We start from the raw sequence: 19,709 nt of genomic DNA, 5'->3' as shown, positions 1-19,709 counted from the left end.
CAGGGTAGCCGGAATCGGCTGGTCGGCCCACCAAAGCCCACGGTGATTCCATCTGCAAGTTGCTATGTGGTAGCCGGTTCGTCCGGCGGATCCTCCGGCGCCCGGCAGCAGTACTCGAGCCACAAAGCCGCAGCAACCAGGGCCGAACCGGCCAGTAGGCCCACCACGGCGCCCGGCGAATCGGCCGCGGCGGCCACCACCGTCCCCCGCTGTGGGAATACCCACAGCAGGAAGCCGAGCCACACACCGGCGGCCAGCGAACCCACCTGCAGCGAGGCCTTGGCCAGCGCGACCGCGCGCGCCACATTGATCGGATGCAGCTCGCGCAGCCCGTCACCGATCCGCTCGTCGGCGATCTTGGCCTTGATCACGAAGCCGAGCGCCGCCTCGATCGCGGCGACCGGCAGCAGCGAGGCACCGGCCAGTACCGAGATGGACGGGAAGGTCGAGTAGGCGAAGCGGGTGGCGACCCAGGCCGCCGCCGCGGCCACCACCACGTTGAGCGCGAGGTCGAGCAGCCGGGTGGGTCTCAGCACGGATGCGGGCTCTCGTCGCGCAGCACCAGCTCGGTCCGCACCACCCCGGCCCGTTCGGCCGGATCGAGCCTGGCCAGCAGGTCGGCGATGGGCACCTCGACACCGTCGACGAGCAGCCGCGCCGCCGGTTCCACATCCAGCCACGGCACCAGCACGAAGGCGCGATTGTGCGCCTGCGGGTGCGGCAGGATCAGGGTGGGATCGGTGGCGCGGACGACAGGTGCGCCGGTGTCGCCGGTGCACTGGACCACGTCGACATCGAGTGTCCGCGCACCCCAGCGCACCTGGCGCACCCGGCCCGCCGCCTGCTCGAGTTCCTGCCCGAAGCGCAGCCAGGCGTAGTCGTCGAAGCTCGGATCCTCGGCCACGACAACGGCATTCAGGTAGTCGTCCTGGTCGACGCCGCCCCACGGCGCGGTCGTGTAGACCGGCGAGACCGCGACCGCGCGCTCCCCCAGCGCGTCGAGCACGCTGCGCAGCGCGGCCGGCCGGTCGCCGAGATTCGCGCCGATCGAGAGCACCGCCCGGCTCATCGGCGCGCCCCCGGATCCACCGTGCGATACCGGGTCGCGACCACCCGCACGTCGGCGAAGGTGTGCGGGATCGGGGCCGACGGCTTGTGCACGACCGCCTCCACCGCCTCGATTCGCGGGTCGGCCATCACGTCGTCGGCGATCTCGGAGACCACCGTCTCGATCAGATCGCGCGGCGGACCGGCCACGATCCGCACCGCACGTTCGGCCAGCGCACCGTAGTCGACGGTGTCGGCCAGATCGTCGGAGGCGGCGGCCGCGGCGAAGTCCACCCACACCGTCAGGTCGACGACGAACTCCTGGCCGTCGCGACGCTCGAAGTCGAACACGCCGTGCCTGCCGAACACCCGCAGGCCACGCAGCTCGATCCGCGAGGACGCGGGCCGGTCGGCGGGCGGGGGCAGCAGATGTGTGCTCATCGGGTGACTCCTCGGGCAGCGGTGGCTCGACGCCACGCGTCGACGACGGCGATCGCGTCCAGCGAGGCACGCACGTCGTGCACCCGCACCCCCCACGCGCCGTGGGTCGCGGCGAGCGCGGACACGGTGGCGGTGGCGGTCTCCCTGCCGTCCGGCGGACGCGGACCGTCGGCATCGGCCAGCAGCGTGCCGAGGAAGCGTTTGCGGGAGGCGCCGACCAGGATCGGGGCGCCGTCGGCGACCAGTTCGGGCAGGGCGGCGAGCAGTTCCCAGTTGTGCTCGGCGTTCTTGGCGAAGCCGAGGCCGGGGTCGAGGATCAGCCGGTCGGGCGCGATCCCGGCGGCGACGGCCAGGTCGACCTGGACGGCCAGTTCGGCGCGCACATCGGCCACCACGTCGTCGTAATGGTCGGCCGGACCGGTGTGGCGGTAGTCGGCCCCGGCTCGCCAGTGCATGAGAATCCACGGCACCCCGGCGGCGGCGACCACCTTCACCATGTTCGGGTCGGCGCGCCCGCCGGAGACGTCGTTGACCACCGCGACACCGGACTCGAGCGCGGCCTCGGCCACCTCGGCGCGCATGGTGTCAACGCTGGTCGGCACGCCGGCGGCGACCAGTCCGCGGATCACCGGGACCACCCGCCCGACCTCGGCGGCCGGGTCGACCCGGTCGGCACCCGGCCTGGTCGACTCACCGCCGACGTCGACGATGTCGGCGCCCGCCTCGTACAGCGCGACACCGTGCGCGATCGCGCGCTCGGGATCGAGGTAACGGCCTCCGTCGGAGAAGGAATCCGCGGTCACGTTGACCACGCCCATGACCACACACGAGCGACCGTCGCGCGCGGCCACGAGAGGCTCGCTCATTTGCGCAGGATCAGGTCCAGCGCCTCGGAACGCGAGGCGGCGTTGGTCTGCAACAGGCCGCGCACCGCCGAGGTGGTGGTGCTCGCGCCGGGCTTGCGGATACCGCGCATCGCCATGCACAGATGCTCGGCCTCGACCACGACGATCGCGCCGCGCGGGTCCAGCCTGCGCATCACGGCATCGGCGATCTGGCTGGTCAGCCGCTCCTGCACCTGCGGACGCTTGGCGTAGAGGTCGACGACCCTGGCCAGCTTGGACAGTCCGGTCACCCGGCCGTGCGTGCCGGGGATGTAGCCCACGTGCGCGACACCGTGGAACGAGACCAGGTGATGCTCGCAGGTGGAGTACATCGGGATGTCACGGACCAGCACGAGTTCCTGGTGACCCTCGTCGAAGGTCGTCGCCAGGACCTCGTCGGGCTCGGTGTAGAGCCCGGCGAACATCTCCCGGTAGGCGCGCGCCACCCGCGCCGGGGTGTCGAGCAGGCCGGGGCGATCGGGGTCCTCGCCGACCGCGAGCAGCAGTTCGCGCACCGCGTTCTCGGCCCGCGCCTGATCGAACGGACGGCCGGTCGCCAGCGCCGTCAACTGCGCCGGGCTGGTCGCGCCGAGTTCACCGGCCGGGTCGGCGCCCGACCCATTGCTGGTTGGCTCAGCGACCTTCTTGTTGGCCGACAACTTCTCCGCACCTCCACATGTCGACGCCGGTATTCGTCCGGCATCCGACGGTCGAGCGTAGTTGGCCGCCGATCATTGGCGGCCGTTCGGCCCTTCCCAGTCGTTGTTCTCCGGTTCCGTGCCGGGCGCAGGCTGCTGCGGCGGCGCGGCGGGCGGCTCGCCCCACGGTTGGAAACCCGGGCGGGGCTGCTGTTGTTCCGGCCGCCCCCAGGGATTGCCCTGGCCCTGCGGTGGCTGCTGCGGCTGCTCCTCGCGCGGGGGCCAGCCCGGCGCCGACCAACCGGCCGGGGCGCCGTAGTCGGGCCGCGAGCCCTGCGTACCACCCTGGCGCGGGAACGCCTGGGTCGGCGCGGCGGGCAACGGGTAACCGGCGGCGGGCGGTGCGGGCTGACCGTAGGGCTGCTGCGGCGGGTAGCCGTTGGGCTTCTCCAGCGACGGAGCGCCGTTGGGCACCGGCTCCGGCACCGGCGGCGGCCACGGCTCGCCGCGCTCGACCGCGAGCTCACCCGGGGTCTTCACCGGCGGCTTGTCGGAGGGATGCCGGTCACCGAAGTCGTTGAACGCGGTGATCCGCGGACGCTTCACCACATCGGCCAGGATCAGCTCGAGATCCTTGCGGTGCAGGGTCTCGCGCTCGAGCAGCGCGGTCGCCAGCGCGTCGAGCGCGTCGCGGTACTCGCTCAGGATCGACCACGCCTCGGTGTGCGCGGCCTCGATGAGGTTGCGCACCTCCTCGTCGATCTCGCGGGCCACCTCGTGCGAGTAGTCGGCCTGCTTGCCCATCGAGCGGCCGACGAACGGGTCGCCCTGCTCCTGGCCGTAGCGGACCGCGCCGAGGCGGGCGCTCATGCCGTACTCGGTGACCATGCCGCGCGCGATCTTGGTCGCCTGGTCGATGTCGGAGGACGCGCCGGTGGTCGGCTCGTGGAACACCAGTTCCTCGGCCGCGCGGCCACCCATCGCGAACACCAACCGGGAGATCATCTCCGAGCGGGTCATCAGGCCCTTGTCGTCCTCGGGCACCGTCATGGCGTGACCGCCGGTGCGGCCGCGCGCCAGGATGGTCACCTTGTAGACGGGCTCGATGTCGGGCATCGCCCACGCGGCGAGCGTGTGACCGCCCTCGTGATAGGCGGTGATCTTCTTCTCGTGCTCGCTGATGATGCGGCTCTTGCGCCGCGGACCGCCGATGACGCGGTCGACCGACTCCTCGAGCGATTCGCCGGTGATCAGCGAACCGTTCTCCCGGGCGGTGAGCAGCGCGGCCTCGTTGATGACATTGGCCAGATCGGCGCCGGACATACCGACGGTGCGCTTGGCCAGGCCCTCGAGATCGGCGTCGGGCGCGATCGGCTTGCCCGCGGAGTGGACCCGCAGGATCGCGCGGCGGCCGGCCAGGTCGGGGTTGCCGACCGGGATCTGCCGGTCGAACCGGCCGGGGCGCAGCAGCGCGGGGTCGAGGATGTCGGGCCGGTTGGTGGCCGCGATCAGGATGATGTTGGTGCGGTCGCCGAAGCCGTCCATCTCGACGAGCAGCTGGTTGAGGGTCTGCTCACGCTCGTCGTGACCGCCGCCCATGCCGGCGCCACGCTGACGGCCGACCGCGTCGATCTCGTCGACGAAGATGATGCAGGGGCTGTTCTGCTTGGCCTGCTCGAACAGGTCACGCACGCGCGAGGCGCCGACACCGACGAACATCTCGACGAAGTCCGAACCGGAGATGGTGAAGAACGGCACGCCCGCCTCACCGGCGACGGCGCGCGCGAGCAGGGTCTTACCGGTGCCGGGCGGACCGAACAGCAGCACGCCCTTCGGGATCTTCGCGCCGAGTGCCTGGTAGCGGGCCGGGTTCTGCAGGAAGTCCTTGATCTCGTAGAGCTCTTCGACCGCCTCGTCGGCGCCCGCGACATCCTGGAACGTGGTCTTCGGCATGTCCTTGGTGAGCAGCTTGGCCTTCGACTTGCCGAAGCCCATCATCCCGCCGCGACCACCGCCCTGCATGCGCGACATCACGAAGATGAACAGGCCGACCAGCAGCACCATCGGCACGATGAACAGCAGCAGCTGGGAAAGCCAGCTCTCCTGCTTGACCACCGTGTCGTACTCGGCGCCGGAGGCCTGGACCGCGTCCAGGATCTTCGCCGAGTTCTCACCGCCACCGGGGTACTTGGTGACGATCTTGGTGTTGTCGTTGGTCGCCTCGTTGCCATTGTTCAGTTCGATGCGGAGCTGCTGCTCCTTGTCATCGATCTGCACCTGCTTGACATTGGCTTTGTCCTCGAGCTGGCTGAGCGCCACGGAGGTGTCGACACTCTCCCAGCCGCGCGTGTCATCGCTGAGGAAGCTGAACAGCCAGATCATGAGCATGATGCCCGAGATGATCGCCAAAGTGCGAAACACTGTCTTGCGGTTCATAGAGCGTCGGCCGGACGGCCCAGTCCTTTCCGGTTATTTCTCCGGGTGTGCCTAGCGAAGCGTCGAGATCGGCGGGTTTCGGATGCGGACATGCCACGTTACCGCGTACGGTCTAGTCGATACATCGCGCAGTTCGGCTGCTGGTGCAGTTGCACTGGTAAACGGTCGGAGAACGGGAGAGGTTCCCGAATGCCCCGACCGGGTTGTTGCAAGTGGCCACAATCATGTCATGCCCGCCATATCGTGGGCGACGACACAACTACAGCGCAGGGGGTATGGACATCGTCGAGCTACGAACACCCACAGCGATTCTGCGCCACGGCCGTGGACGTCTGACCGTCCTGCGACCTGGTACCGACGGCGAACGGGTACTCGATGTGCCCATCGCCGAACTGCTCAAGGTGCGTCTCAACCGGCGCGCCGACGACGCGGTGGTGATCGAGATCTTCCTGCGTTATCCCACCCCCGTGCTCACCGGCGTCCCCGCCGACCGTACGCCGCTGCCCGTGCTGATCGCCGAGCACGACGTGCCCGCCGCGGTCGGCATCGTCGACCGGATCAACGACCAGATCATGGCGACCCAGCGTATCGATGTCGCCGCGCCCGATCTCACCCCGCCCGCGCCCGAGTGGGGCAAGTCCGGGCCGGTCCGCGCCGATGTCGAGCGCGCCGTGCGCCGGATGGCGCCGCGCAAGGAGGCCCGCTCGGCGGTCACCGCGCTGCATCGCTACGTCACCCCGGACGAATACGTGCTCGAGACCGCCATCGCCGTCGCGGCGGCACCGGCGGGTTCGGGCACCGGCCTGCTCGCGGCGACGACCACCCGGCTGCTGTTCATCTCCATCGGCAACGGCGACCGCTACGCCTATGAATTGGCCGTGGCCGCGATTCTCGGCGCCCGCACCGTCGAGGGCGCGCGCTCGGCACCCGGCGAGGTCGACACCAGGCACGGCGGTTCGGGCATGGATGTCAGCGACGGCAATCGCACGCTGCATTTCGCCGGAGTCGACCGCGCCGATATCGAACGCGTCACCTGCGCGGTCAATTTCGCCGTGCGCAGGCAGGCCGCCGACGGCGCCGCCGGGCCCGCCGATCCCGGTGTGTCCCAGCTCTACGCGGAATGGGAACTCCTGGTCGAGCGGCATTCGCTCGGCATGGTCGACGACACCCAGTTCCAGCGCTACGGCCGCGGCATTCTGCGCAGTCTCTGATTCACCGAACGGCCGGACCGATCAATTCGGTTCGGCCGCTTCGCTTTCGGTCTTCTGTTCCGGCTCGTTCAGCTCGATCCGGCGCCACGGGCTGGTCGGGCGGGTCCATAGGCGTAGCAGTTCCATCCGCCGGTCGACGCCGCCGTTCTTGAGTTCGGCGAGGTCCTCGGTGGCCTGCCAGTAGGTCCAGCCCGCCAGGTAGGCGTCGCCGAACTGGCGCCAGTTGCGGTAGCGGCGCTGGGCGGGCGGTAGCGCGCGCATGACGTACTCCCAGGCCATGTCCGCTTCCAGGTAGCCGGCGGTGAAGGCCATTCTGGCGACCGCGACCACGCGGGCCAGATCCCAGGCGTGGATGTCGTTGGGGAGCGGGCGGGACAGGTGTTCGGTGAAACCGATCTTGATGGCCTGGGCCCAGATGTCGTAGTCGCGGACCAGCGCCTCAGGGTTGTCCATGCCGCGGAACGAGCCGACCTGACGGAGGAAGGCGCGGTGCCGGTCGGCGCGCTCACCGAAGCGGTCACGCTCGCTGGCGTTGACCGAGGCCATGACCAGTGGATGCACCAGCGCGTAGAGCGGGGCGTGCATGCCCTCGAGCAGCTGTTCCATGGAGGCGCGGGCCTCGGTGCCGTCGGTGATGCCCCAGGCGCCGGTGAGGGTGTCGATGGCGAGTTCGCGGCGGTCACCGAGCGGATGTTCGCGTTCGGGGCCGAGCAGCATGGCGTCGTGGAAGGCGTCCCAGCGGGTGGAGTAGAAGGCACCGAGTGCCAGTGCGCGCAGTTCGTCGTCGCTCACACCGGCGCCGGACCAGTGGTCTTCCTCGCGCTCGTCCAGTTCCGGATAGGGAAATGTGGTCAGCGCTGGTACTCCCCTGGCAGGCATGCGGCCGAGTCTAGTGCCGTTCGGCGGTTCTCTCTTGTCCTGCCGTGATCTGCCACACAGTCTATTGTTCTGTCATGTGTAGAAATATCACCGTCTTGCGTGGTCTGGAGCCTGCCGCCACCGAGCAGGAGATCTACGCTGCCGCCTTGCAATATGTGCGCAAAGTCGGCGGCATCTCCGGACTGAGCAGCACCACCAAACCCGCGGTCGACAAGGCCGTCGCCGCCATCGCCGCGGCCACGACGACGCTGCTCGCCGAACTTCCCGATCGCCGCGTCCCGCCGCCGACCGAACCACCACTACGGCGGATCGCCGCCCGCGATGGCGAGGTTCACCGGACTCCGTAGGTCTCGACACAATCGAGCGCGATCTCCAAGGCGAGCGCGCGCTCGGCCACCGGGTGGCCGAGCAGTTCCTCCACGCGGTGGATCCGGTAGCGCACCGTGTTCTTGTGCACCCCCAGGCGGCGCGCCGCGTCCTCCGGGCTGCGGTGTGCGCGCAGGTAGGCGTGCAGCGTCGTCCGCAGGCGGACCGCAGCGGGGTCGGTGCCGGTCAGCCCGCGCAGTTCCCGCGCGATCAGTCCGCGCATCGCGGGCGTGTCGACACCGGCCAGGTAGGCGATCTCGACCTCGCGGTAACTGGTGACGGGCCGATCGCCGTACTCGGCCACGCGACGCGCGGCGACCGCCTCCCGGTGGCTGGTCGCGAATCCGTCGACCTGCGTGCCGGGCGTGCCGAACGCGACCCGCACCGGCGGCGGCACCTCGCACCGCGCGATCCGCTCGTCGATCTCGTCCTCGACGCCCACCCAGGCCCACAGCCCGCTGGCGCTGGCCGCGACGGTGAGCAGTCCGCTCGCGCCGAGGGTCGACGCGATCTTGGTCGCGGCCCGGTCCAGCAGCAGGGCCGATTCGTCGCCGCCCGCGTCGCCGGTCCACAGCACGAAGGCGAGGTGGCGCCGGGACAGCCGGTAGCCGAGGACGATCGCGGCCTGGTCGACGTCGACCTCGGCACCGGCGAGCAGCGCGTGCACCAGCTCGGTGCGGGTGTTGAGCGCCTCGCGCAGCACCCGTTCACGTTCGGCCATGAAGGTGCCGGTCAGCGCCTCCACCGACAGCCCCATCCAGGTGGTCGAGCGTTCGAACATCCGCATCAGCACCGCCCGCTCGAGCTCCGGCGGCACCTGTCCCTGCGCGACGGTCTCGGTCATCACCGCGAACACCTCGGTCAGCCCGGTCCGGTAGACGCGCAGCAGCACGCGCACGTCGAGGCCGCGCCGGGCGATGGTCCTGGCCAGCGCGTGGGCTTCCTCGGGCAGCACCAGCTCGGCGGTGTCGCTGGCCAGCCCGCTGAGCACCACCCTGGCGTGCGCGCGGGTGCTGGCGGCCAGATCGCGGCGCATGTCGGGGTCGTCGAGCTCGGGGACGCCGGCCAGTACGGCCGCGTCGAGCCGGGCGACGATGCCCTCCATCGTCTGCGCGCGCAGCAGCTCGAAGACGAACTCCGCGAACCAGCCGCGCAGTTCTTCCCGATTCTGTTCTCCAGGCACAAGTTGATCCGATTTCGTTGACGTGAACGGCCAAGAATCCGCGCCCTCATTGTGCCAGGCTGATAGATGGTGAACTGATTCACACAACGCAGTGGGGAGCACGACAGTGACCGAACTCGACCAGAGCGCCTCGGTGATCGAGGTCCGCAATCCGGCGACCGGCGAACGCAGCGGGACCGTACCGATCACCACGCCCGACGACGTGGCGGCCGCGGTCCGCGAACTGCGCCTCTACCAGCCCGAATGGGAGGCGATCGGGCCGGACGGGCGCAAGCAGTGGCTGCTGAAACTGCAGGACTGGCTGATCGACAACACCGAACACCTCGCCGACGTACTACAGTCCGAGACCGCCAAACCGCGCGCGGACGCGCTCATCGACCCGGCCTTCGCCGTCGACCTGCTCGGCTACTACGCGCGCAGGGCGGCGAAATTCCTCGCCGACGACCACCCCTCCCCGCACACCCCGCTGGCCCGGCTCAAGACCCTGACCGTCGCCTACCGCCCGTACCAGGTGGTCGGGGTGATCACGCCGTGGAACTTCCCGCTCGCGATGCCCGCGATCGATGTGTTCCCCGCGCTGGCCGCCGGTGCCGCCGTCATCCTCAAGCCCTCGGAGGTGACCCCGCTCTCGGCGGTGGAACTCGCGCGCGGCTGGGCCGAGATCGGCGCGCCGCCGGTGTTCAAGGTGGTGACCGGCGCGGGCGAGACCGGCGCCGCCGTGGTCGGCAACGCCGACTACGTCCAGTTCACCGGCTCCACCGCGACCGGCCGCAAGATCGCCGCGACCTGCGCGCAGCGGATGGTGCCCTACAGCCTCGAACTCGGCGGCAAGGACCCGGCGCTGGTGCTGGCCGACGCCGACATCGACCGGGCCGCGCACGGCATCGCCTTCGGCGGCATGTTCAACGCGGGCCAGGTCTGCATCTCGGTGGAGCGGGTCTACGTCGAGGCGCCGGTGTACGACGAGTTCGTCACCAAGCTGACCGCCGCGGTCGCGGCCCTGCGCCAGGGCGCCGACGGGCGCGAATCGAAGCACGATGTCGGCGCGCTGGCCAATGAGAATCAGGTGCGGATCGTGCAGCGCCACGTCGACGAGGCGGTCGCCGCGGGCGCGCGGGTGACCACCGGCGGCAAACGCACCGGCGTCGGCACGTTCTTCGAGCCGACCGTGCTCGTCGACGTCGACCATTCGATGGCGTGTGTCGCCGAGGAGACCTTCGGGCCGACGCTGCCGGTGATGAAGGTGGCCGACGAGGCCGAGGCCATCCGGCTGGCCAACGATTCGATCTACGGGCTGTCCGCGTCGGTGTGGACCGGCGACAAGGCGCGCGGCGAGCGGGTGGCCAGGCAGCTGAACGCGGGCGCGGTGAACGTCAACGACGTGTTCTCGAATCTGTTCAACTTCGCCATGCCGATGGGCGGCTGGGGCCAGTCCGGGGTCGGCGCGCGCTGGGGCGGCGCGGCCGGGATCCGGAAGTACTGCCGCGCGCAGGCGCTCACGCGGCCGAAGCTGCCGACGATGGCCAAGGAACTGTTCTGGTACCCGTACGACATGAACAAGCTGCTGGTCATGCTCGGCGCGATGCGGGCCGCGGGCGCGCGTGGTCTGCGGCGCGTCGACCTGCCCGCGGTGTTGCGGCTCAAGAACGGCGGATAGGCCGGTCAGGGCCGCGGTGATCAGGTCACCGCGGCCCGGAATTCGGTGTCCCGAAACCTGTTTGTGATCAACTTCACTGCCCGAGGGGCGAGCAGAGGTCAGCGGCCGGTTCCGCCCGCCCGGTGACGCCGCGCACCGCATCGGACCAGGTGTGAACCCGACCGCATTTTCCCTGGTCAACCGCCCAGCTGTGCTACTCCCGCAGCGCCGCACCCGCTCTCGACGAGCAAATGACGCCTCGATGATGCAGCACACCATGTCAGGCCATATGCTGTGCAATACCGACCTGGTGACTGTTTTGATCCACTTACGCGAACTTCCTTGCCCGTTTTGGCTGGATTTTCCCGACCGATTCTGATAGCAAGGTGCTATGGACCCGCATTTGCGCGATCTGCGGTATTTCGTCGCCGTCGCTGAGGAACTGCATTTCACCAACGCCGCCCAGCGGCTGCACATCGCTCAGCCGACGTTGTCACGCCAGATCCGCCAGCTCGAACGCCAGCTCGACGTGGTCCTGTTCGACCGCAACCAGCGCAGTGTCGCCCTCACCGTCGCCGGTAAGGAACTGCTCGAAGGCGCCCGCAAGATCCTCGAGCTCTGGGAGGTCACCAACGTCTCCCTGCAGGAAGCGGGTGAGGTGCTGCGCGTCGGCATCCAGTCCGCGCTCGGCCGCGGTCTGCTCAACGACCTCGAGAGCGCCAGCGGACACCGCCTGGCCCTGCACGCCGCCTCCTGGAACGACCCGTCCAGCGGCCTGGCCGGTCGCCAGGCCGACCTGGCCCTGGTGTGGCTGCCGCTGCCCGACCCCAACCGTTACCGCTGGCAGGTGCTGCGCACCGAGCCGCGCTGGGTGCTCCTGCCGGAGTCCCACCCGCTGGCCGAGCAGGAGAGCATCGACTTCGCCGATCTGCTCGACGAGCCCTTCGTCGCCCTGCCCACCGAGGCGGGCGCGGTGCGTGACTTCTGGCTCGGCAACGACGCCCGTGGCGGCCGCGCGGCCAAGATCGGCGCCGAGGCAGCCACCCCCGAGGACAAGCTCGAGGCCGTGAGCCTCGGTCTCGGCGTGTGCCTGCTCGCGGAGAACAACGTCCCGATGTACCGCTGGCCGGGACTCACCGCGCGACCGGTCGCCGGGCTCACCCCGTGTGAGCTGGCGGTGGCCTGGCGTGCCGACGACACCCGTCCGACCATCCTGGAGTTCGCCGGTCGCGCTGTCGACGGTGGTTTCTCCGAGCCGCAGGCCCAGCCGCAGCCGGTCGCGGTCTAGTTCGACAGTTCCAATTGGGCGGCGAGGCCGAGCAGGCTGGCCTCGCTTCCCGGTGGTCCGGCCAGTTGCGCGGCCAGCGGGGTGTGCGCCTCCGGGTGCACCCCCATCGGCACCGACGCGGCGGGCCAGCCGATCAGATTCCACAGGCCCGTGAACGGTGCGTAGCGCACCGAGGAGACGACATTGGCGGCCCAGCCGCGCCCGCTCCACTGCCGGGCCTTGGGTGGCGGCGCCGCGAGCGTGGGCGTGATCACCACGTCGAAGTCTTCGAAGAACTCCAGCATCCTGGCCTCGGTCCGGTCGACCTGATCGGGCCGGACCAGCCGCAGGCGCCGGATGAACCGGCCCAGCGCCAGATGACGCCGGGTGCGTGGCTGGAGCAGATCCGGGTTCGGTAGCCGGGCCGCGTCGGCCAGACCGGCGGTCGGCCAGCGCAGCAGCATGGCCAGCGCCGCGTCGCCGTAGGGCAGTTCGACCGGTTCCACCTGGTGTCCGGCCGCCGCCGCGCGCGCACCCGCGGTGCGCGCCGCCGCCGTCCAGTGCCGATCCATTCGGACCAGCCGCGACGGCGGAGCCACGGCCAGTCCGATGCGTAGTCGCTGGGGCGCGCGTAGCTCGGCCAGGTCCGAGCGGCCCGCCAGCACCGACAGGGCCAGTGCCGCGTCGGAGACCGTCGTCGCGAGCACCCCGTTCTCCGCGAGGCCCGCCCAGGAATCGGCGCCGATCGCCGAGGGCACCACCTGTCGACCAGGCTTGATCCCGAAGACACCGCACGCCGCGGCGGGCACCCGGATCGAGCCCAGCCCGTCGTTGCCGTGCGCGATCGGCACGAGTCCGGCGGCGACCGCAGCGGCCGCACCGCCCGACGACCCGCCCGCACTGCGACCGACATCGCGCGGATTGCGGGTCACCCGCCCGTCCTCGTCGGTACTCGCCCACAGCCCGAGTTCAGGCATCGCCGTCAACCCGACGACGATCGCGCCCGCGGCCCGCAACCGCGCGACCACCGGGTGGTCGACGCTCTCGTCGCTGGTCGAGGTGGCCTGCGAACCCGCGCGGGTCGGCTCCCCCGCGACGGCGATGTTCTGCTTCACCGCGACCGGCACCCCGGCCAGCGGCAGCTCGTCGAGGTCGTCGCGGGCGGCCAGTTCCCGTGCCTCGGCACGGGCACGGTCGGCGCGCACGACGGTGAAGGCGTTGATCTTGCGATTCTCCGAGGAGATCCGGGCCAGTGCCTCGGTCACCACGTCGACGGGCGTGATCGTGCCCGCGCGTACCCGCGCGGCGAGTGCCGCCGCGGGGCCGCCGATGGGGTATTCGCCGGGACCCATGGTCACCTCAGCGTCCGTCACGCCGTCGTCGTCGACGGACTCCCATGCTACCGCTGTGAGGTCATCGTGCATCTGCGGATTCGCCCCCGTCGCATGGTCGTCGAGATTCGGGTGATCTGCTCTAGAGGCGCAAGTTATCATTTCGAGTACGGCTCGGGGCACGATGACGTCGGGTGTGGCGGAAGGAATTTCGAACCGATCCGCGCGAACCTCAGGATCGATCATGAGCGAAGGCACCGGAAGCGGTGAACTACCCGACGCGAGCGCCGGTCGGGCCACGAATGTGCGCGCGGACATGGTCGAGGCGTTCGCCGCCGCGTGGAGTTCGGCCACCGTGCAACCCCCCGAGATCGCCGAGTTCCTGCCCGACGCGCGCACCCTGCGCAGGCAGGCGCTGCACGAGTTGATCCGGGTGGATCTGCGGCACCGGTGGTTGCATCACGCGGGCGAGTCGGTCACCCGCAAGCGGCTGGTCGACTACTGCGCGGAGTTCCCCGAGCTCGAGGTGAGCACCCTTCCGCCGGGTCTGGTGTTCGAGGAGTTCGTGATCCGCAGGCACAGCGGTGAGCGCGTCGACCCGCGCGACTGCCTGCGCGAATACCCCGATCAGGCGGCCAGCCTGCGCGCGCTGCTCAACAGCGACGACCTCGAACAGAGCACCCACCGCGCCGACGACCTCGACGCGACGGTGAACCATCCGCCCGACACGGTGCGTAGTACCGAGATGACCAGCCCGCAGCTCGACCTCACCGCCACCGCGGCAGCCACCGCGGCCGATTCCATGGCGGCTGCGTTCGAGCCGCTGGACCGGATCGAGATCGGACAGCGGATCGGCGATTTCGAACTGCTGACCGGGCTCGGTACCGGCGCGTTCGCGCGGGTCTTCCTGGCGCGCCAGCGCTCGATGCAGCGGCTGGTGGCGGTGAAGATCTCCGCCGACCGCGGCACCGAGCCACAGACCCTGGCCCAGCTCGACCACGACTACATCGTGCGGGTGTTCGATCAGCAGCTGCTCGACACCGGCTCGGCCCCCTCGGGTTCGCGCCGGCTGCGCCTGCTCTACATGCAGTTCCTGCCCGGCGGCACCCTGCTCGGCCTGCTGCGCTGGGTGCGCGCCACCCCGCCCGCCGACCGCAGCGGCAAACTCCTGCTCGACGCGGTGGACGCGGCGATGGAGGAGAAGGGCGAGATCCGCCCCACCGATTCCAGCGTGCGCGCCGAACTGGCCGCGCTGAGCTGGCCGGAGACCGTGGCCTGGCTGGGCAGGCGGCTGGCCGAGGCGCTGGATTACGCGGCCGCGCACGGCGTGCTGCACCGCGACGTGAAACCGGCCAACGTCCTGCTCACCGCCGAGGGCGTGCCCAAGCTCGCCGATTTCAACATCAGCTTCAGCCGCGAGGTCGCCGGCACCAGCCCGGTCGCCTACTTCGGCGGCTCGCTGTCGTACATGTCGCCCGAACAGCTCGAGGCCTGCCATTCCGGCCTGCCCCGCACCGCCGCCGACCTCGACACCCGCGCCGACATCTACTCCCTCGGCGTGGTCCTGTGGGAACTGCTGACCGGCGCCAAGCCCTTCGACGACAGCACCGCCGAGGCCGAGGGCAAGGGCGACGAGACCACCCTCGAGGCGATGCTCGAACGCCGCACCGGCGGGGTCGACCCGGTCGCGCTGGACCGGGTGCCCGACGACTGCCCGACCGCGCTGCGCCGGGTGCTGCTGACCTGCCTGGAACCGGACCGCTCCCGGCGCTGGAACAGCGGCGCGGTGCTGGCCAAACAATTCGACCTGTGCCTGGACGCGCGGGCCCGCGACCTGGTCGACCCGCCGCCGCACAGCTGGCGGCTGCAGTTGCGCCGGTGGCCGCTGCTGGTGCTGGTCCTGGCGATCGGCGTGCCGAACGCGCTGGCGTCCTGGTACAACATCCTGCACAACCAGTCGCTGGTGGTCAGCAGGCTCGGCGACACGGCCCAGCAGTCGTTCGTGGTGATCACCGCGGGCGTGAACCTGGTGTTCTTCCCGCTGGGCACCATCGTGCTGCTCTACCTCGCCCGTTTCGTGCTGTCGGTCCCCCGCGGGCTACGCCACGGCCGACGATACGACGCGGCCACGCTGCGCCGCACCAGACACGACACCCTGCGCCTGGGCGACCAGGTGGTGATCGTCGCGTTCTCGCTCTGGGCGATCTCCGGGGTCACCTTCCCGATCGCCCTGCACCTGGCCGCCGGTGACGTGCCCGCCCGCGCCGTCGTCCACTTCCTGGCATCGCTGCTGGTCTGCGGTGCGATCGCGGTCGCGTACCCGTTCTTCCTGGTGACCTTCTACCTCGTGCGCTGCATCTACCCGATCTTCCTGCGCCACGGCGAGACCAGCACCGACGACGGCATCTGGCTGCGCTCTCTGAGCCGCCGCTGCACCTGGTACCTCGCCGTGGCCGCCTCGGTCCCTCTCCTCGCGGTGGCCGGGGTGACCTTCCTGCCCGCGGGCGACATCCCCTCGGTGATCCTCGCCGTCCGCGTCCTCTGCGTCGGCGGGATCATCGCCTTCGTCGGCTCTTACCTGCTGTTCCGCGCACTCGAAGCCGACCTGCGCGCCCTGGAACGCGTCGTCAGCTGACCGGTTCGACCGGGAGCCACAGTTCGCAGGTAGCGGTACTGAAATCGGCCGTGCGGTCGAGGATCGCGACGATCGACGGGCCGGGGCGCAGGCGCCACGGGTTGGACGGGAACCACTCGGTCGCGGTCGCGGCCCAGGTGGTCTGGAGTGTCTGCGGGTGGGGTCCGGTGGTGTGGAAGACCGCCCACGTGCCGCTCGGTACCGCGATGACGTCGAGGTCATCGGGGACCTGAGTGCCCTCGGCGACCGCGACCCCGTGCAGGTAGGTCAGCTCGCTGCCCTCGGCACCGTCCGGGTCGAGATCATCGCTGACCTGCAGCAGGCCGCGCGGCTCACCGTCACCGAGCGCCTTCAACCGCGCGTGCGCCTCCGGCGGCAAGGCGGCGATGTGCTGCTGGATGTGCGGATTGACGCCCTCGTGGATCAGCGGAACGCGCGCGGCGTGGCCGACGAGGCGAAACGCGGGTCGATCGGCGATACGGGTGTCCATGGGGTTGCTCCCTTCGACGGTCAGGCGAAACCTGAGCTGCGGTTGTGTGCGAAGGGGGCCACCGGCACGGCGGACATCACCGGGACCGGCACCGTGCACGGCCCGGAACGCCCGCCCGAATGCCTCGGTCGAGCCGTATCCGTACCGCACCGCGATGTCGAGCAGATCGTCACCGCCGCGGACCACATCGGCCGCGGCGACGGTCATCCGTCGCCGCCGGACGTACTCCGACAGCGGCATCCCGGCCAGCGACGAGAACATCCGCCGCAGGTGATACTCGGTGGTGCCGTACGACACGGCGAAACCACCGATGTCGAATTCCTCGGTGAGCCGCTCCTCGACGAGGTCGGCGAGCCGATTGAGTACCGCGATCACGGAACCTCCTTCGGCATCAACCCTCGCCGACGAGCTCGCACCGCACCCGACCATCGCGGTCCGATCCGATCAGCCCGCTGCCGGTCGCGGCGCGAAGGCGCCTACGAGTAGACCTTGGGGTTCAGGGTGCCGATGTAAGGAAGGTCGCGGTAGCGCTCGGCGTAGTCGAGGCCGTAGCCGACGACGAACTCGTTGGGGATGTCGAAGCCCACGTGGGCGACGTCGACCGGGGTGCGCAGCGCGTCGGGCTTGCGCAGCAGGGTCACCACTTCCAGCGAGGCCGGGTTGCGGGTGGACAGGTTGCGCTTGAGCCACGACAGGGTGAGACCGGAGTCGATGATGTCCTCGACGATCAGGACGTTGCGGCCCGCGATGTCCTTGTCCAGGTCCTTCATGATGCGCACGACGCCCGAGGACGAGGTGGACGAGCCGTAGGACGACACGGCCATGAACTCGAGCTGTGTGGGGATCGGCAGCGCCCTGGCGAAGTCGGTCATGAAGAAGATCGCGCCCTTGAGGACACCGATCAGCAGGAGGTCACCCTCGGGGGAATCCGGCGGGTAACGCTTGGCGATGATCTCGGCCAGTTCCTCGGTCTTGGCCTTGATCTCCTCTTCGGTGATCAGTACCGACGCGATGTCGTCTCCGTACACGGAAGTGGTGTCCCTTCGTGGTGTCGATCCCGGCGCGGCTGTGCCCGCACCGTCAGCGTGCCATGCTCGCGCGTCACGACCAACCGGTGGACCCGGTCCCCGCCCGCCACCGCGACCCCGCCCTGCCCCCGCCAGCTGGTCACCAGCTCGTCGATCGCCTGTAAATGGGCGTTCAGCACCCCGCTGATCCCCTGCTCGGCCAGCCAGGCCCGCACCACCCGGCGACGCAGCGCGGCGGGCGCAGTGGCCAGGATCTCGAGTGTCAGGGCGGGCCGATCGGTGTCGTCGGCGCCACTGTCGGCGGGCGTCGACTCGGCCGGGGCACCGTCGACCACGCCGTCGGACGGCCGCGCAGGCACTCGGGCGGCGCGCAGGAGATCCTCGGCGAGGGTGTCCAGGACGGTGCCGTCGTCGCGTAGCTGGTCGGCGGTGCGGGCGAGCGCCTGGGCGACGCCGCCGCCGAGGACCTCCTCGAGCAGCGGGAGCACCTCGGTGCGCAGGCGGACGCGGGTGTAGGCGGGGTCGCTGTTGTGCGGGTCGTCCCACGGTTCGATGCCGAGATCGGCACACATCTGGACTGTCTCGGCCCGCCGCACACCGAGTAGCGGCCGCCCCCACGGCGCGTTCCATGCCGCCATCCCCTGAATCGACCGCCCGCCGGACCCCCGCGCCAACCCGAGCAACACGGTCTCGGCCTGATCGTCGAGGGTGTGCCCGAGCAGCACCGGCCGCCCATCACGCACCGACTCCAGCGCCGCGTACCGAGCCGCCCGCGCGGCCGCCTCCACACCCCCGTCCCGCCCGACCTCGACCCGCACCACGAACGCCTCGGCACATCCCAGTGCCCGCGCCTGCCTCACCGCCCACTCGGCAACCTCCCCCGACCCGTCCTGTAACCCGTGATCCACCACCACGGCCGTCACGTCCCCACACTCGACAGCCGCCGCTGCCACCAACGCCAACGAATCGGCCCCACCCGACAACCCGACAACCACAGCCTCCGGCCCACCCCGCGCGGCAACCCACCCCCGCACTCCCCGCCGCACCGCCAGCACCGCGCCGGTCTCCGGCAACCGCGTCATGCCTGCAGGTTACCGACCCCCACCCACCCCACAACCCCGCCGAACGCACCCATCCCCCCGAGCAGGCGCGCGGGGGTGGGCGATCTAGGCCAGGACGCGGCGGATCCAGCGGTCGGGGTCGTCGACCTCGTCGAGGCGGGGCAGGGTTTCGCCGCTGGTCCAGATGGTGTTGAACTCCGTCACGCCGACCCGGTCGACGACCGCGTCGACGAACTTCTTGCCGCGCACGTACTGGGCGACCTTCGCGTCCACGCCGAGCAGCGCGCGCAGCAGCCGCTGGACCGGGTTGGTGGGCTTCTGTCTGCGCCGGTCGAAGGCGGCGCGGATCTGGGCGACGGAGGGCACGACGGCGGGGCCGACGGCGTCCATCACGTGGTCGGCGTGGCCTTCGAGGAGGGTGCCGAGCATGAGGAGGCGGTCGAGGGCCTCGCGCTGGGGTGGGGCCTGGGCGGCGCGCAGCAGGCCGACGATGCCGCGGCTGTTGGGGTCGTCGGCGGCCGACCCGTCGCGGCGGGCCTTCACCTCGCCGAGCAGCCGGGTGAGCAGCTCGCTCATCGGTTCCTCGCCGACCTCGCTGAGCGTGTCGACATTGGTGCGCATGTAGTCGCCGAGCCAGGGCGCCGAGGAGAACTGCACCCGGTGGGTCACCTCGTGCAGGCAGACCCACAGCCGGAAGTCGGACGGATCGACGCGCAGCGCCCGTTCGACGCCGAGGATGTTGGGCGCGACGAGCAGCAGCGTGCCGTCCTCGCCGGTGAAGGGGTCGTACTGGCCGAGGATCGCGGTGGACAGGAACGCCAGCATGGTCCCGGCCTGGATTCCGGCGGGCTTGCCGACGAGCTTGCCGCTCTCGGTCGTCTCGATGCCAGTGAGCACCGACATGGAGTCGGCCGCGGCGGCGATCCAGCCGGGCCGGTCGACGATCCTGGCCTCGGGCACCGGCCGGTCGTCGAGCAACCCGCTGACCTCACGCACCGGCCCTTCGGCCCGCACCGACGCACTGGCCAGCTCGTCGACGATCTGCTCGGCCGTCTGCCGCGAGGTCCGCGGCCCGGCGGGCGCGAGCAACGCCCCCGTGCGTGCCGCCAACCGCCAGTCGACGGCTCCGTTGAACCCGGAGTTCTTGGACTTGCCCTCGGTCATAGCCACCCGCTC

18 protein-coding genes are annotated in these 19,709 nt (G+C 70.4%); 5 read left to right on the top strand and 13 right to left on the bottom strand.

Annotation, left to right across the window (positions count from 1 at the left end):
• Positions 1-62: 62 nt before the first annotated feature.
• The 6 genes from ACFVVM_RS23390 to ftsH all read right to left on the bottom strand — a co-directional run bounded on the left by ACFVVM_RS23390 (position 63) and on the right by ftsH (position 5,446).
• A complete protein-coding gene (locus ACFVVM_RS23390; protein WP_387621871.1) occupies positions 63-536 on the bottom strand; it encodes a DUF3180 domain-containing protein in 474 nt (157 codons plus the stop codon).
• Positions 530-1,069 (bottom strand): 2-amino-4-hydroxy-6-hydroxymethyldihydropteridine diphosphokinase, encoded by a 540-nt coding sequence (gene folK / locus ACFVVM_RS23385; protein ID WP_387621868.1) that lies wholly within the window; start codon positions 1,067-1,069, stop codon positions 530-532. The genes ACFVVM_RS23390 and folK overlap by 7 nt, the downstream gene beginning before the upstream one ends.
• Positions 1,066-1,488, bottom strand: a complete 423-nt coding sequence (gene folB / locus ACFVVM_RS23380) for a dihydroneopterin aldolase (RefSeq protein WP_387621866.1) — start codon at positions 1,486-1,488, stop codon at positions 1,066-1,068. The genes folK and folB overlap by 4 nt, the downstream gene beginning before the upstream one ends.
• Complete coding sequence (gene folP, locus ACFVVM_RS23375) at positions 1,485-2,354, bottom strand: dihydropteroate synthase (protein WP_387621863.1); 870 nt, start codon at positions 2,352-2,354, stop codon at positions 1,485-1,487. Before folP ends, folB begins: the two co-directional genes overlap by 4 nt.
• Positions 2,351-2,941 (bottom strand): GTP cyclohydrolase I FolE, encoded by a 591-nt coding sequence (folE, locus tag ACFVVM_RS23370; protein ID WP_387622362.1) that lies wholly within the window; start codon positions 2,939-2,941, stop codon positions 2,351-2,353. The genes folP and folE overlap by 4 nt, the downstream gene beginning before the upstream one ends.
• A gap of 162 nt (positions 2,942-3,103) precedes the next feature.
• On the bottom strand, positions 3,104-5,446 hold the full coding sequence (gene ftsH, locus ACFVVM_RS23365; protein WP_387621861.1) for an ATP-dependent zinc metalloprotease FtsH: 2,343 nt from the start codon (positions 5,444-5,446) through the stop codon (positions 3,104-3,106).
• Positions 5,447-5,721: 275 nt separating this feature from the next.
• On the opposite strand from ftsH, the gene ACFVVM_RS23360 reads away from it, so the two are divergent.
• Positions 5,722-6,657, top strand: coding sequence for a hypothetical protein (locus ACFVVM_RS23360; protein WP_387621858.1), 936 nt, complete (start codon positions 5,722-5,724; stop codon positions 6,655-6,657).
• A gap of 21 nt (positions 6,658-6,678) precedes the next feature.
• Here ACFVVM_RS23360 and ACFVVM_RS23355 read toward each other — a convergent pair whose 3' ends face one another.
• Positions 6,679-7,536, bottom strand: a complete 858-nt coding sequence (locus ACFVVM_RS23355; RefSeq protein ID WP_387621855.1) for a DUF1266 domain-containing protein — start codon at positions 7,534-7,536, stop codon at positions 6,679-6,681.
• A gap of 74 nt (positions 7,537-7,610) precedes the next feature.
• Between ACFVVM_RS23355 and ACFVVM_RS23350 the strand changes: the two genes are divergently transcribed.
• Positions 7,611-7,883: a DUF2277 domain-containing protein gene (locus tag ACFVVM_RS23350; protein ID WP_387621853.1), complete on the top strand. Its 273-nt coding sequence runs from the start codon at positions 7,611-7,613 to the stop codon at positions 7,881-7,883.
• Here ACFVVM_RS23350 and ACFVVM_RS23345 read toward each other — a convergent pair.
• The gene (locus ACFVVM_RS23345; protein ID WP_387621850.1) at positions 7,868-9,085 is read right to left on the bottom strand and encodes a PucR family transcriptional regulator; all 1,218 of its coding nucleotides are present in this window, start codon (positions 9,083-9,085) and stop codon (positions 7,868-7,870) included. The two genes, ACFVVM_RS23350 and ACFVVM_RS23345, sit on opposite strands and share 16 nt — an antisense overlap.
• A 106-nt stretch (positions 9,086-9,191) precedes the next feature.
• Here ACFVVM_RS23345 and ACFVVM_RS23340 point away from each other — a divergent pair, with 106 nt between their 5' ends.
• Complete coding sequence (locus tag ACFVVM_RS23340) at positions 9,192-10,742, top strand: aldehyde dehydrogenase family protein (RefSeq protein ID WP_387621847.1); 1,551 nt, start codon at positions 9,192-9,194, stop codon at positions 10,740-10,742.
• A gap of 370 nt (positions 10,743-11,112) precedes the next feature.
• Positions 11,113-12,009, top strand: coding sequence for a LysR family transcriptional regulator (locus tag ACFVVM_RS23335; RefSeq protein ID WP_387621844.1), 897 nt, complete (start codon positions 11,113-11,115; stop codon positions 12,007-12,009).
• On the opposite strand, the gene ACFVVM_RS23330 is transcribed toward ACFVVM_RS23335, so the two are convergent.
• Positions 12,006-13,340, bottom strand: a complete 1,335-nt coding sequence (locus tag ACFVVM_RS23330) for an amidase (protein ID WP_387622359.1) — start codon at positions 13,338-13,340, stop codon at positions 12,006-12,008. The two genes, ACFVVM_RS23335 and ACFVVM_RS23330, sit on opposite strands and share 4 nt — an antisense overlap.
• Positions 13,341-13,563: 223 nt before the next feature.
• Here ACFVVM_RS23330 and ACFVVM_RS23325 point away from each other — a divergent pair, with 223 nt between their 5' ends.
• Positions 13,564-15,954: a protein kinase gene (locus ACFVVM_RS23325; RefSeq protein WP_387621841.1), complete on the top strand. Its 2,391-nt coding sequence runs from the start codon at positions 13,564-13,566 to the stop codon at positions 15,952-15,954.
• On the opposite strand, the gene ACFVVM_RS23320 is transcribed toward ACFVVM_RS23325, so the two are convergent.
• From ACFVVM_RS23320 to ACFVVM_RS23305, 4 genes are all read right to left on the bottom strand, one after another.
• Positions 15,947-16,819: a GyrI-like domain-containing protein gene (locus ACFVVM_RS23320; protein ID WP_387621839.1), complete on the bottom strand. Its 873-nt coding sequence runs from the start codon at positions 16,817-16,819 to the stop codon at positions 15,947-15,949. The genes ACFVVM_RS23325 and ACFVVM_RS23320 overlap by 8 nt on opposite strands.
• Before the next feature lie 101 nt (positions 16,820-16,920).
• Positions 16,921-17,472, bottom strand: a complete 552-nt coding sequence (gene hpt, locus ACFVVM_RS23315; RefSeq protein ID WP_387621836.1) for a hypoxanthine phosphoribosyltransferase — start codon at positions 17,470-17,472, stop codon at positions 16,921-16,923.
• Entirely contained in the window at positions 17,442-18,554 is a 1,113-nt protein-coding gene (tilS, locus tag ACFVVM_RS23310; protein WP_387621833.1) for a tRNA lysidine(34) synthetase TilS, read from the bottom strand. Before tilS ends, hpt begins: the two co-directional genes overlap by 31 nt.
• An 84-nt stretch (positions 18,555-18,638) precedes the next feature.
• Positions 18,639-19,697: a zinc-dependent metalloprotease gene (locus tag ACFVVM_RS23305; protein ID WP_387622357.1), complete on the bottom strand. Its 1,059-nt coding sequence runs from the start codon at positions 19,695-19,697 to the stop codon at positions 18,639-18,641.
• Positions 19,698-19,709: the final 12 nt, after the last annotated feature.

Source organism: Nocardia sp. NPDC058176 (assembly GCF_042883805.1).
GTDB lineage: Bacteria > Actinomycetota > Actinomycetes > Mycobacteriales > Mycobacteriaceae > Nocardia.
Note: the sequence above shows the minus strand (reverse complement) of the source record. Positions and strands in the feature narration are given on the sequence as shown.